The sequence below is a fragment of the Maricaulis sp. genome (genome assembly GCF_030149515.1).
Lineage (GTDB): Bacteria > Pseudomonadota > Alphaproteobacteria > Caulobacterales > Maricaulaceae > Maricaulis.
In genome coordinates this window covers 112,135-124,660 of record NZ_JASBRI010000013.1, presented here as the reverse complement: position 1 = coordinate 124,660, position 12,526 = coordinate 112,135, and the positions used below count along the sequence as shown (strand labels likewise).

General features: G+C 64.3%; 12 protein-coding genes. 7 read left to right on the top strand and 5 right to left on the bottom strand.

Going from position 1 to position 12,526, the window contains the following annotated elements; all coding sequences use genetic code 11:
* Positions 1 to 38: 38 nt before the first annotated feature.
* Entirely contained in the window at positions 39 to 902 is an 864-nt protein-coding gene (locus Q1U94_RS05845) for a glycerophosphodiester phosphodiesterase family protein (protein ID WP_300542664.1), read from the bottom strand.
* 154 nt (positions 903 to 1,056) lie between these two features.
* Here Q1U94_RS05845 and Q1U94_RS05840 point away from each other — a divergent pair, with 154 nt between their 5' ends.
* Complete coding sequence (locus Q1U94_RS05840; RefSeq protein ID WP_300542662.1) at positions 1,057 to 1,701, top strand: glutathione S-transferase family protein; 645 nt, start codon at positions 1,057 to 1,059, stop codon at positions 1,699 to 1,701.
* Here the strand turns inward: Q1U94_RS05840 and Q1U94_RS05835 are convergent.
* On the bottom strand, positions 1,693 to 2,391 hold the full coding sequence (locus Q1U94_RS05835; RefSeq protein ID WP_300542661.1) for a dienelactone hydrolase family protein: 699 nt from the start codon (positions 2,389 to 2,391) through the stop codon (positions 1,693 to 1,695). The genes Q1U94_RS05840 and Q1U94_RS05835 overlap by 9 nt on opposite strands.
* A 49-nt stretch (positions 2,392 to 2,440) precedes the next feature.
* On the opposite strand from Q1U94_RS05835, the gene Q1U94_RS05830 reads away from it, so the two are divergent.
* The 6 genes from Q1U94_RS05830 to Q1U94_RS05805 all read left to right on the top strand — a co-directional run bounded on the left by Q1U94_RS05830 (position 2,441) and on the right by Q1U94_RS05805 (position 8,376).
* The gene (locus Q1U94_RS05830; protein ID WP_300542660.1) at positions 2,441 to 2,692 is read left to right on the top strand and encodes a DUF6489 family protein; all 252 of its coding nucleotides are present in this window, start codon (positions 2,441 to 2,443) and stop codon (positions 2,690 to 2,692) included.
* Positions 2,693 to 2,696: 4 nt separating this feature from the next.
* A complete protein-coding gene (gene mnmE / locus Q1U94_RS05825; RefSeq protein ID WP_300542659.1) occupies positions 2,697 to 4,013 on the top strand; it encodes a tRNA uridine-5-carboxymethylaminomethyl(34) synthesis GTPase MnmE in 1,317 nt (438 codons plus the stop codon).
* Positions 4,014 to 4,131: 118 nt separating this feature from the next.
* A complete protein-coding gene (gene mnmG, locus Q1U94_RS05820; protein ID WP_300542657.1) occupies positions 4,132 to 5,991 on the top strand; it encodes a tRNA uridine-5-carboxymethylaminomethyl(34) synthesis enzyme MnmG in 1,860 nt (619 codons plus the stop codon).
* The gene (gene rsmG / locus Q1U94_RS05815) at positions 5,992 to 6,615 is read left to right on the top strand and encodes a 16S rRNA (guanine(527)-N(7))-methyltransferase RsmG (RefSeq protein WP_300542656.1); all 624 of its coding nucleotides are present in this window, start codon (positions 5,992 to 5,994) and stop codon (positions 6,613 to 6,615) included.
* Positions 6,593 to 7,450 (top strand): ParA family protein, encoded by an 858-nt coding sequence (locus Q1U94_RS05810; protein ID WP_300542655.1) that lies wholly within the window; start codon positions 6,593 to 6,595, stop codon positions 7,448 to 7,450. The genes rsmG and Q1U94_RS05810 overlap by 23 nt, the downstream gene beginning before the upstream one ends.
* Positions 7,447 to 8,376, top strand: coding sequence for a ParB/RepB/Spo0J family partition protein (locus tag Q1U94_RS05805; RefSeq protein ID WP_300542654.1), 930 nt, complete (start codon positions 7,447 to 7,449; stop codon positions 8,374 to 8,376). The genes Q1U94_RS05810 and Q1U94_RS05805 overlap by 4 nt, the downstream gene beginning before the upstream one ends.
* On the opposite strand, the gene holA is transcribed toward Q1U94_RS05805, so the two are convergent.
* From holA to leuS, 3 genes are read right to left on the bottom strand one after another with little or no spacing between them, the layout of a single operon-like run.
* On the bottom strand, positions 8,373 to 9,425 hold the full coding sequence (holA, locus tag Q1U94_RS05800; protein ID WP_300542653.1) for a DNA polymerase III subunit delta: 1,053 nt from the start codon (positions 9,423 to 9,425) through the stop codon (positions 8,373 to 8,375). The genes Q1U94_RS05805 and holA overlap by 4 nt on opposite strands.
* Positions 9,422 to 9,916 (bottom strand): LPS assembly lipoprotein LptE, encoded by a 495-nt coding sequence (lptE, locus tag Q1U94_RS05795; protein WP_300542652.1) that lies wholly within the window; start codon positions 9,914 to 9,916, stop codon positions 9,422 to 9,424. The genes holA and lptE overlap by 4 nt, the downstream gene beginning before the upstream one ends.
* Before the next feature lie 11 nt (positions 9,917 to 9,927).
* Entirely contained in the window at positions 9,928 to 12,525 is a 2,598-nt protein-coding gene (gene leuS, locus Q1U94_RS05790; protein ID WP_300542650.1) for a leucine--tRNA ligase, read from the bottom strand.
* Between the last annotated feature and the right edge of the window lies 1 nt (position 12,526).

Sequence of the window (12,526 nt, the reverse complement as noted above, 5' to 3'; positions counted from 1 at the left end):
GTGATTTGGGCACGTTAACAAAATACCGCTCGGTCGGATCAGGGCGTGCAGGCCCGGATCTGTGCCTGAAGCGTGCCGGATCCGCCCAGGGCGGCAATGGCGGTCTCGACATCGTCGATGGAAAGAAGTTCTACGCCGCCAGCGTCGGCATTGCGATAGACGTCAAATCCGCCGTCCTCCAGGGCGAAGAGGCCGGCTGAGGTTTCCAGACCCTGTGCCGCCAGACGGGCGTCTTCGGCCGGATCGGCAGCGCCTACGCCCAGCCAGAGATATACAGCGTCCAGATTGACCCCGGCAGCGGCCAGCGCGTCGGGATCGTTGGGTGCGGAGAGAACCAGGCCCGGATCGAGCGCATGGATCGCGGCCGCCTGTTCCACCGAATAGGCGATAACGGCAACATGGTCGCGGGCATCATGACGGTGGATGGCATCCACGATCGCCTCTGCCGGCACGGACTTTAGGTCGAGATTGAGAACCAGCCCTGTCTCCTGCGCGATTGCAAAGGCCTCGGCGAGTGTGGGGATGGTGTCGTCCACAATGGTGCCCGCCGGGTCGCGCAGGGCGATCGTGTCAAGATCGGTCCAGTCACGTATTCCGGCCGGACCGGCACCGGCCGTTGTACGCTCCAGCGTGTCGTCGTGGAGGAGGAAGAGCGTGCCGTCGGCGCTGCGGCGTACGTCGATCTCGGCATATAGCACACCTGTTGCGGCCAGCCGGGCAAGACTGGAAAGGGCGTTTTCCGGATAGCCCGGTGCGGGTCCGGCGCGGTGGGCGGCCAGCATGGCATGGCCGTTCTCGCGGAAGCAATCGAGTGCGGCCGCGGGTGCGGCAATATCGCTTTCGGGGGGATTGGGTGTGCAGGCGGTGAGGGCGGCGGCAGCAAGCGGTATGGCAAGACGCATGTCGGACTCCGGTCAGGCTTCGGCGCAACCTGTCTAGAGATTGGATGTGAAGGATGCGCAACAGGCGTGTATGAAGGGCATGCGGCAATCGCCGATGCCAGGTCGAAAAAGCTGTGGTCTCAAAAGGCGGTGAAAGCGACAGGGGAGATATGAAATGGCCGATACAAGCGCAATTCGCCTCTATCATGCGCCACGGACGCGGTCGATCCGGGTGCGCTGGCTGATGGAGGAGATGGGTCTGCCCTACGAGATTGTGCCGGTCCAGTTCGACACGCGGCCTGCGGGCGACGAGGCCTATGGCGGGATACACCCCCTGCGCAAGGTACCGGCGCTCGACGACAAGGGCACTGTCATCGTCGAATCCCTGGCGATCATGCAATATCTGATGGGCCGCTACGGGCCGACATCGCTGGATGTTCGGCCCGACGAGCCGGAATATGCGCGTTTTCTGCAATGGTTCCATTTTGGCGAGGCCGGGATGATGATGCCGGTCAGCCTGTTGCTGGCGCATACCACTCTGTTGCCGGAGAAGGCCCGGGATCCCAGACTCGCCGCCTGGGCCAGGTCGGAAGTTGAACACTTGCTTGAATTTGCAGGGAAAAGCGGGCTCGGGGAGCGGGAATATCTGGCGGCCAACCGGTTCACAGCGGCCGATATCTCGCTGGGGTATATGCTCTATCTGCTTAAGATCATTAGGCAATTCGACAGTGTGCCGGAGAATCTGAAAACCTGGTTCAAGCGCCTGACAGGGCGCGACAGCTGGGCTGTCGCGACCGCTGTGGAGACCGTTTCAGCGTAGATGCTGCCGCAGAAAGGCGCGGGTTCGTCCGTCGGCGAGATTCGCGCTTTCGGCGTTGTAGTGCCTGCCGCCGGTGCGGGCGAAGGCATGCTCGTCGTCGGGATAGTCGTGCAGGGTGACGAGACGGTGCGGATCGAGTCCGGCGTGGATTTTCGCCTGGGCTTCCGCTGGCACGAACTGGTCCTGGCCGGCAATGTGGAGCATGAGCGGGCCGGATATCTTTCCCGCCTCGTCGAGCCGATCCTGGATCGAGACGCCGTAATAGCCCACCGTCGCATCGCTGTCGGTGCGCGCCGCTGTGAGATAGGCAAGGAGGCCGCCCAGACAGTAGCCGATGGCGCCGGCCTTGCCGGTCGATCCGTCCATCCTGCGAACATGGTCGATGGTCGCCTGGATATCCTCGATCCCCTTGTCCGGGTCGAAAGCGTGCATGAGGGAAAAGGCCTTTTCCAGCTCCGCTTCGGTCTTGTCGGTGATGTCGATGCCGGGTTCGATACGCCAGAACAGGTCGGGGCAGACCGCTATATAGCCATCCGCCGCGAGCTCGTCGCAGCGGCCGCGCATCACCTCGTTCACACCGAAGATTTCCTGCAGGACCACGACGCAGGATCCCGATCCGCCGGCGGGCATTGAAAGATACGCCGAGAACTCGCCGTCGGGACCGGTGATGCGGATGTCTTGACCTGCCATGTCATGCTCCTATTGAGTGCTGGGATCGGCACCATCAAGCGAGGCGGCCATGAAGGTCAATATCGAGATCGATTGCACTCCCCAGGAAGCGCGCGCCTTTCTTGGGCTGCCCGACGTGACCGCGTTGAACGAGACGCTCATGGCCGAAATGGTCAGGCGCGCCGAGGCGAATATGGAACAGCTGGATCCGGATGTGCTGATGCGTCAGTGGACCGCTTTCGGCGGTCAGATGACGAACCAGTTCATGGACCTCATGCGGACCGCCTCGGGCACTGCGGCGGGGTCGGACAAGGATCGGTAAGGCCGTGAACACGACAATCTATGCCCTGTCCACACCGCCCGGCCGGTCCGGTGTGGCGGTGGTGCGGCTGTCGGGCGAGGGGGCGGGCGGAATGCTCGACGCGCTGGCCGGGCTGCCGCGGGCCCAGGCGCGCCGCGCGGCGTTGCGGACGATACGGGCTGCCGACGCGTCGATGATCGACCGGGCGCTGGTTCTGTGGTTTCCCGCCCCGGCGAGTTTCACCGGCGAAGACTGCGCCGAGTTTCACGTGCATGGCGGGCCGGCGGTCATAGAGGCCATACTGGCGGCGCTTGACGAAGCCGGGGCGGTCCCGGCCGAACCGGGCGAGTTCACGCGGCGTGCCTTCGAGAACGACAAGCTGGATCTCACGGAAGCGGAAGGGCTGGCCGATCTGATCGAGGCGGAGACCGAGGGTCAGCGCAGGCAGGCCCTGGCGCAGATGTCCGGGTCGCTGCGCGAGCTCTATGACGGGTGGCGCGGGGATCTGATCTCGGCGATGGCGTCGATCGAGGGCGAGATCGATTTTCCCGACGAGGAGGATGTTCCCGATGCCTTGTCACACGTGGCCTATGCGCCGCTGAGCCGGCTGATCACGTCGATGCAGGCGCATCTCGACGATGGCCGGCGCGGGGAACGCGTACGCACCGGTTTTTCCATCGCCCTGATCGGCGCGCCGAATGCGGGCAAATCGTCGCTTCTCAACAAGCTGGCGCGGCGCGAGGCAGCGATTGTGACCGACATACCCGGCACCACGCGGGATGTGGTGGAGGTGCGGGTCATCATGGCCGGCTTCCCGGTGATCATCTCCGACACTGCGGGTCTGCGCGAGGCGGTCGATGCGATCGAAGCGGAGGGTGTGCGCCGGGCCCTGGACCGGGCCGACAATGCGGATCTTCGCATCGGTGTCGTGGACGCCCGGTCCGAAAAGGACCTGCTCGACCTTCAGGGACGGCTGAAGGACGACGATCTTCTGGTGCTGAACAAGCTCGACCTGGCGCCGGACAGGAATGCGGACGGGGCCTATCGGCTGAGCGCGAAGTCCGGCCAGGGCGTGGACGCGCTCGAGGCCCGGATCGAGTCCATCGTTCGCGATCGTCTGAGTGCGCAGGAATTGCCGGCACTGAGCCGGGCACGTCACCGGCGCGCAGTGGAATCGGCTCTGGCGTCCCTGGAGCGCTGCCGGGAGAGACTGGCGGATGCGCCGGAACTGGCGGGCGAGGATGCGCGCCTTGCGGTCCGCGCTCTGGAAAGCCTGACGGGCCGTGTCGATGTCGAAGACATTCTGGATCGGGTCTTCAGCCAGTTCTGCATCGGCAAGTAGGCCGCGATAAAGTGTTTCACGTGAAACACCGGGTGGCCCCCTCGACTCCGGGCCCTGTCGGCATTATGTAGGCCGGCCTTTTTCACTGAGCAGACGAGCGCGGCCGGGATCACCCGTCATGAAGCATTGGGATGTCATCGTCATCGGGGGCGGACACGCTGGCTGCGAAGCCGCGGCGGCCTCTGCGCGCCTGGGCGCGAAGACCCTGCTTCTCACCCACAAGCTCGACACAATCGGCGAGATGTCCTGCAATCCGGCCATTGGCGGTCTGGGCAAGGGGCATCTCGTGCGCGAGGTGGACGCGCTTGACGGTGTGATGGGGCGGGTGGCCGACGCCTCGGGCATCCAGTTCCGGCTGCTGAACCGGTCCAAGGGGCCGGCTGTGCGCGGGCCGCGCACCCAGTCCGACCGGGCGCTCTACAAGGCCGCCATTCAGGCCGAATTGAGCGCTACACCAAATCTCGAAATTCGTGCGGCTGCGGTCGAGGACCTGATCCTGGACGAGGAGCGCTGTGTCGGTGTCGTCGACGAGACGGGCCGGGAATTTCACGCGGATGGCGTGGTGCTGACGACGGGCACGTTTCTGCGCGGCATCATTCATCGTGGCGCCGAGCGCATTCCCGCCGGCCGTGTTGGCGAGAAGCCGGCCATCGGGCTGGGTGAAACCCTCTACGGACTGAAGCTGCGCATGGGCCGCCTGAAGACAGGTACGCCCGCGCGCCTGCGCAGGTCTTCCATCGATTGGGACGCGCTGGAGCAACAGGCCGCCGACGATGCGCCCGTGCCCTTCTCCTTCCTGACCGGGCGGATCACAGTGCCGCAGATTACCTGTGCGATCACGCGGACGACGGAGGCTACACACCGGATAATCGCCGACAATCTGGAGCATTCCGCCGTCTACAGCGGCGCCATCGCAGGCCGCGGTCCGCGTTATTGTCCCTCGATCGAGGACAAAGTGGTGCGCTTTGCCGACCGGACCAGCCACCAGGTCTTCCTGGAACCGGAAGGTCTGTACGACGACACGGTCTATCCAAACGGCATTTCGACCTCGCTGCCCGATGCGGTCCAGGACGCATTTCTGAAGACCTTGCCGGGCCTCGAACGGGTTGAGGTGAAGCGCTACGGCTATGCCATCGAATATGATTATGTCGACCCGCGCGAACTGGATGCGACCCTACAGGTGCGTACGGTTCCCGGTCTGTGGCTGGCGGGTCAGATCAACGGCACCACGGGCTATGAAGAGGCCGCCGCCCAGGGCGTTATGGCCGGTTTCAACGCCGCGCTGGCCTCGGCCCGGCGCGCGCCCTTCGTGTTGAGCCGGTCGGATGCCTATATCGGCGTGATGATCGATGATCTGATCACGCGCGGGGTCTCGGAACCCTATCGCATGTTCACTTCGCGCGCCGAATACCGGCTTACCCTGCGGGCCGACAATGCGGACCAGCGGCTCACGCCGAAGGCGATGGAATTGGGCGCGGCCTCCGTTTCACGTGAAACAGCCTTCGCTGCGAAAATGGAAGATCTCGATGCGGCGCGCAGCCAGGTTCAGGCCCTGAGCCTGACTCCGAACGAGGCGCGTGCGCAGGGGCTGTCGGTCAATGCCGACGGCAAGCGGCGCACCGTTCCGGAGCTGCTGGCCTATCCCGATATCGGCTGGCCCGATATCGTGCAGATCTGGCCCCAGTTGAACGACATGAATCCGGCTGTCGTGGAACAGGTCGAGATCGACGCGCTTTATGCGGGCTATATCGACCGTCAGCAGGCCGACATTCTCGCCTTCCGGCGGGACGAGGCCGTGCGGATTCCGCGCGATCTCGACTATGCCCGGGTTGGCGGCCTCTCCAACGAGGCGCGCGAGAAGCTGGACACGGCGCGTCCGGAAACCCTGGGGCAGGCGGCCCGGATCGAGGGGGTCACACCCGGTGCCCTGACCGCTGTCCTGGCGCACGTGAAGCGCCTCAGCAAGGAGGCGAGCTAGGTGACACCGGCGACGTTTGCGGAGACGACCGGTGTTTCACGTGGAACACTCGATGCCTTCGAACGCTGGCGCCAGCTTCTGGTGGAAACCGGCGCACACACCAATCTGGTCAGCCGCAACACGCTGGACAGTTTCTGGGAGCGCCACGCTCTCGACAGCTATCAGCTGATGGAGCATGTGCCGCACGACGCCCGGCTGATCGCGGATCTCGGCGCAGGGGCCGGGTTTCCCGGTATCGCCCTGGCGCTCGGCTTGCGTGAGCGGGGCCAGACGGCGCGTGTCGTGATGATCGACTCGGTCGGCAAGAAGGGTGCCTTTCTGCGCAAGGTGATCGGAGAGCTCGGCCTCGATGCCGAGGCCAGATCGATTCGCGTGGAAACCCTGGATCCGGCGGAGGGCTTCGATCTGGTCACGGCGCGCGCGTTTGCACCCCTGAATAAATTATTGGGATATGCCGCCCCCCTGTTGAAAAACGGGGCCGATGGCCTCTTCTTCAAGGGCCGTCACTACCGGGATGAATTGACCGAGGCGCGCAAAAGCTGGACATTCGACCATGAAGTCATACCCAGTCAGACCAGCGACGGTGTGATCCTGCGCATCAATGAGGTCGAGCGTGTCCGATGAAAAAGAGCGCCGCAGAGCGCCCCGCGTCATTGCCATCGCCAATCAGAAGGGCGGTGTCGGCAAGACCACCACAGCCATCAATCTCGGCACGGCCCTCGCCGCTATCAAACAAAGGGTAGCGATTGTCGATCTCGATCCGCAGGGCAATGCATCCACCGGCCTGGGTGTGCCGCCGAGCGAGCGCAAACTGACCTCCTATGACGTGCTGATAGAGGGCGATCCCCTGAAATCCGCACTGACCCCGACCGTGGTGCCCGGCCTCTCCATCGTGCCGTCCGATGTACTTCTTTCCGGTGTCGAGCTGGAACTGGCCGACGATCAACGCCGCTCCTACCGGCTGAAGCGCGCCGTCGACAAGAGCCTGCAGGCGCTCAGTCATGACGAGGACGGGCTGGACTATATCCTGATCGATTGTCCGCCTTCACTGAATGTGCTGACCGTGAACGCCCTGACAGCTGCTGACTCGATTCTGGTTCCGCTGCAGTGCGAATTCTTTGCCCTGGAAGGCCTGTCGCAATTATTGCGCACGGTCGACCGTGTGCGCGGCCACCTCAATTCCCGGCTCGACATCCAGGGCGTGGTCCTGACCATGTACGATGCCCGCAACAATCTCTCCGCCGAGGTCGCGGCGGATGTGCGCGAGCATTTCGGCGACAAGGTCTACAAGACCATGATCCCCCGCAATGTGCGGGTCTCCGAAGCGCCGTCCGTGGGCAAGCCCGTGCTGCTCTACGATCTCTCCTGCACGGGATCGCAGGCCTATATCGGCCTGGCCAAGGAAATCGTCCAGCAAGAGCGCAAGCGTCGCCGTGAAGCGCAGGGTGAAGCCGCATGACATCGACCGAAAAGAACCGCCGCCTGGGCCGTGGCCTCTCCGCCCTTCTCGGTGAAAGCGAGACGGAAGGTTACAGCCCGCCTGCCGAGGGCGGCGAAGCACCGCGTACGGCCCGCGACGGCGTTCGCATGATACCGATCGAACTGGTCCGGCCGAATCCCGACCAGCCGCGCAAGTCGATTACCGAGAGTGAACTCGACGCGTTGGCGGAATCCGTCGCTGAAAAGGGCATTGTCCAGCCGATCCTGGTGCGTCCGGTCAAGGGCGATGGCGAGGTTTATGAGATCGTCGCCGGAGAACGCCGCTGGCGTGCGGCCCAGCGGGCCCGGCTGCATGAAGTGCCGGCACTGGTGCGCGAGCTGACCGATCGGGAAACGCTGGAAATCGGCATAGTCGAGAACGTTCAGCGGGCCGATCTCAACCCGGTCGAAGAGGCGCATGCCTACAGGCAGCTGATCGACCGGTTCGGTCATACCCAGGACGATGTTGCGCGCGCGGTCTCCAAAAGCCGCAGCCATGTTGCCAACATGGTGCGCCTTCTGGCGCTGCCCGAGGGCGTGCTGACATATCTTGCCAAGGGCGAGATATCGACCGGCCATGCCCGCGCCATTGCCTCGGCGCCGGATCCGGAAGCCCTGGCGCACCTGATTGTCACCAGGGGACTGTCCGTGCGGGAAGCCGAAAAGCTTGCACGCGACGCCCATTCCGGCACGGCGCCCGAGACCAAGGCCAGCCCGGATCGTCAGGAGGCTGACAAGGATGCCGACACACGGGCGCTGGAGGCCGATATCACTGCGCGGCTCGGCCTTTCCGTGGACATCCGTCACGGAAACAAGGGCGGCGAGATCCGGGTACAGTACAAGACGCTGGAACAGCTCGACGATGTCTGCCGCCGCCTTTCCGGCGAGAATCGCGGTGCGGCCTAGTGCTGTATCTGGGTGGCGCCCCGCGCCAGACGCAGCAGAAGCTCGCTGACCAGCGCTTCGGCCGGACTGCCCGATCGCTTAACCTGACGTTCCGCCTCGAAGGCGAGCTGGCGGGCATGTTCCAAACGGCGGCCGCGCCAGACCGATAATTGCTGTTTGAAGGCATTGGCCGGCGGTCCGAAGCGCGGCGCCCCGGCGCGTGCGATCGCGGCATCGCCGCCGCCGGCACTCTGCACCGCCCCGATCTGGTCGAGCCGGCGCTGCAGGCCGCGCAGAATTCCGACCGCACTTCCACCCGCACTGATCGAACGGATATAGGCCTTGTCGGCCTCCGCCAGACGGCCCAGCAAGGCCGGCTCGATTACCGCATCGATCTGGGCCTCGCCCTGGTCTGCGGCAATGGCTTCGATATCGGTCAGGGTAACGAGGTCGTCGCCCGGCTCGCGCTGGCCGGCGAGCCCCTTGTAGAGAACCAGTTTCTCGATCTCGCCGCGCGCCAGCGCCCGGTCTCCCTCGAGCCGCGGCAGCCAGGCATTACGCGCATCAGTAGCAAGTGTCAGACCGGCAGCTTCAAGTATGCCATCTGCGAGACTTCCGAGTGACTGGGCAGTATCGGCGTAACATGCGATAGACAAAGCGTTTTTTGCAGGTTCGAAGGATTTTCGAAGCTTTCCTCGCGGCGTTAGATCGCCGGACTCGACCACGAGTACCGTTTCCGGCGCGAGAGCGCCGCTTTCCAGGTCCGAAATCAGTTCGACAACCGGACCGCTCCCGGTCTCGCCGGTCAGCCTCACCCGGACGAGACGCTGGCCGCCGGTCAGCGACATCGCCGCCATCGCATCGGCGAGGGCGGCCGGGTCGGACTTGAGATCGTCCTCGGTCAGCTGCGTCAGTGCGAAAGGGTCGTCCGGGTCGGACAGGATGGCCTTGATCAGCGTCGAGGCGCGCTCATGCGCGAGGCCCCGGTCCGGGCCGTAGATCAGATAGGCCTTGATGGCCGGATCGGGACGCCGGACCCTGGCGTCAGCCTCTCGCGCGCTGGCCTTCACGGCGTCTCCATATCGTTCAGCGCACGCGCGAGCTGTGTCGTGATCCGGTCGGCTGCGATCCTGGCCGCGCGTTCCTCGGCGTCCTGTTCGGAGACCAGCGAGGCATAGACAGAACGTGACAGGTCGTAGGAGGCTTCGCCGACGGCATTGCCACTGAGGACGGGGTCGACTTCCCCATCGCGGAGAAGTTCGTAATTCACGCTCAGACGGACCGCGAATCGCGTCACGATCGCATCGGCGCCGACGCCCAGACCGGTCGAGGACAGCGAGGTTTCCGTGCGCAGTGTATAGGGACCGCCGGCATGACGGGCGCCCATCGTATCCAGCAATTCTTCCTGCAAAAGGAAATCGATGCGGTCCTGGCCGGTCTCGACACGGATCTCGGACAGATCTTCCGCGACCCCGGAGCGTCCATACATCGGCGTGAAGCCGCACCCGCCGAGCGCGAGCCCGATAGACATGACGAGACTGCCCAGCAGAAAACGGCTCATTCGCATCCGTCCTAACCCGCGACTATATTGACGATCCGGTCCGGTACCACGATTACCTTGCGCACAGTAAGCCCTTCCGTGGCGCGTACCACCCCGTCCAGGGCGAGAGCGACGGATTTCACTTCATCCTCCGGCATGCCCTTGGCGATATCGATCTGCGCGCGGCGCTTGCCATTGACCTGCACGGGCAGGGTCACGGTATCCTCGACCAGCAGCGCCGGATCGGCTTCGGGCCAGGGCGCGTCGATGACCAGTCCCTCGCCGCCCAGCCGGCTCCAGCATTCTTCCGCCAGATGCGGAACGAACGGTGCAATCACGCGAACGAGGATGCCCAGGGCCTCGGCCTTGGCCGCAATGCCCACCGGGTCCGCCGGCTCGTACTTGCGCAGGACGTTGACCAGATCGTGGACCTGGGCAACCGCGGAGTTGAAGCGAAAACCCTCGATGGATTCCGTAACGGACTTCAGGGCCTTGTGTGCAGAGCGCCGGATGTCGAGCGCTTCTCCCGAGGCGATGTCGGCCTCAGTCATGGGCCCCGGCGCCGTCTCCGGCAGTGCGGTCACCGTCGTCCACAGTCGCTGGATGAAACGCCACACGCCTTCGACACCGCTGTCAGTATATTCGACATCGCGCTCCGGCGGACTGTCGGACAGCACGAACCAGCGCGCGGCATCGGCACCATAGCTCTCGATGAAGGCATCCAGGTCGACAACATTCTTCTTCGACTTGGACATTTTCTCGATGGCGCCCACCGTCACGGGCCGTCCCGTGGCGATCTCGACCGGCTTGCCGTCGCGATACTCGACCTCGTCCGGGGACAACCATTTCCCTTCGGCGGACTTGTAGGTCTCATGGGTCACCATGCCCTGGGTGAACAGGCCGGCGAAGGGCTCGCCGGCGGCCATGTTCATCAGGCCGCTATCGTTCAGAGCCCGGGTGAAGAAGCGGGCGTAGAGCAGGTGCAGGATGGCGTGTTCGATGCCGCCGACATACTGATCGACCGGCAGCCAGTGTTCCACATCGCCCGCCTCGAAGGGCTTGTCCGCACTGAAGGGCGAGGCGAAACGCAGAAAATACCAGGACGAGCAGACGAATGTGTCCAGCGTGTCGGTCTCCCGCCGCGCCGGTTTGCCGCACTCCGGACAGTCCACATGTTTCCAGGTCGGATGCCGTTCCAGCGGGTTGCTGGGATGATCGAAAGTGACGTCCTCAGGCAGTTTCACCGGCAGCTGGTCATGCGGCACCGGGACGACGCCGCAATCGGAGCAGTGCACAACCGGGATCGGGCAGCCCCAATAGCGCTGCCGCGAAACCAGCCAGTCGCGCAGACGGTAGCTCGTGGCACCCTTGCCCAGCTCCCGGCTTTCCAGTTCTTCGATGGCCCGTTCGATCGCATCCTCGGTTGGCAGCCCGTCGAGGAATTTCGAATTGTAGATGGTACCGTGCCCGGTATAGGCCTCGTCCTCGATCGTGTGCGTGCTGGCATCGGTGTTCGGGGGCAATACGACAGGCGTGACGGGGAGACCGTACTTGCGGGCAAAGTCGAGATCGCGCTGGTCGCCGGCGGGCGAGCCGAAAATGGCGCCCGTGCCGTAGCCCGAGAGCACGAAATTGGCCGTCCAGACCGGGATTTCCCAATTTTCGTCAAAGGGATGACGAACCTTTATCCCCAGATCCACGCCCCGCTTGGGTGCTTTCTCGATCTCTTCTTCCGATGTCCCCATGCGGGCGCATTCATGGCAGAAGCGGTCGATTTCAGGATCGTCCTCGGCCAGCGCCTTGACGATGGGGTGATCGGGCGCAAGCGCTAGGAAAGACGCGCCGAACAGCGTGTCCGGGCGTGTGGTGAAGACGTCGATCGTCCGGCCGAACCTGGCCGCCAGATCGGCATCGAGCAGGGGAAAGCGAACCTCCGCACCGCGCGAACGGCCAATCCAGTTCGACTGCATGGTGCGGACCTTGTCCGGCCAGCGCTCCAGTCCGTCGATCGCATCGGTTAGCTCGTCGGCATAGTCGGTGATCCTGAAAAACCACTGGTCCAGTTCGCGCTGCACCACCAGCGCGCCGGAGCGCCAGCCGCGGCCATCGATCACCTGCTCATTGGCCAGAACGGTCTGATCGACCGGATCCCAGTTGACCTTGGCGGTCTTGCGATAGGCGAGGCCGCGCTCGAGCAGTTTCAGGAAGATGGCCTGTTGATGCTTGTAATAGTCCGGATCGCAGGTGGCGATTTCCCGGCTCCAGTCCAGCGCGAGACCCAGGCGCTGCAACTGGTCACGCATCACCGCGATATTGTCATAGGTCCACTGGCCCGGATGCACGCCGCGATCGCGGGCGGCATTCTCCGCCGGCAGGCCGAACGCGTCCCAGCCCATCGGATGCAATACGTCGAAACCCCGGGCACGCTTGTAGCGCGCCACGACGTCACCCATCGTGTAATTGCGCGAATGGCCGACATGGATGCGCCCGGAAGGATAGGGGAACATCTCCAGCACGTAGTATTTCGGCCTGGGGCTGTCCGCGCCGGGCCCGTGCGCCCTGAACGCATCGCGTTCCGCCCAGGCCGCCTGCCATTTCGGTTCGGCCTCGCGGGGGTTGTATCGGCTCATG

Excerpts from the sequence above, each read along its gene's own strand:
- lptE (WP_300542652.1), bottom strand. The coding sequence starts at position 9,916 with ATGAGCCGTTTTCTGCTGGGCAGTCTCGTCATGTCTATCGGGCTCGCG.
- mnmG (WP_300542657.1), top strand. The coding sequence starts at position 4,132 with ATGAAGCATTGGGATGTCATCGTCATCGGGGGCGGACACGCTGGCTGC.
- Q1U94_RS05845 (WP_300542664.1), bottom strand. The coding sequence starts at position 902 with ATGCGTCTTGCCATACCGCTTGCTGCCGCCGCCCTCACCGCCTGCACA.
- Q1U94_RS05840 (WP_300542662.1), top strand. The coding sequence starts at position 1,057 with ATGGCCGATACAAGCGCAATTCGCCTCTATCATGCGCCACGGACGCGG.
- leuS (WP_300542650.1), bottom strand. The coding sequence starts at position 12,525 with ATGAGCCGATACAACCCCCGCGAGGCCGAACCGAAATGGCAGGCGGCC.
- Q1U94_RS05830 (WP_300542660.1), top strand. The coding sequence starts at position 2,441 with ATGAAGGTCAATATCGAGATCGATTGCACTCCCCAGGAAGCGCGCGCC.
- Q1U94_RS05810 (WP_300542655.1), top strand. The coding sequence starts at position 6,593 with ATGAGGTCGAGCGTGTCCGATGAAAAAGAGCGCCGCAGAGCGCCCCGC.
- Q1U94_RS05805 (WP_300542654.1), top strand. The coding sequence starts at position 7,447 with ATGACATCGACCGAAAAGAACCGCCGCCTGGGCCGTGGCCTCTCCGCC.
- Q1U94_RS05835 (WP_300542661.1), bottom strand. The coding sequence starts at position 2,391 with ATGGCAGGTCAAGACATCCGCATCACCGGTCCCGACGGCGAGTTCTCG.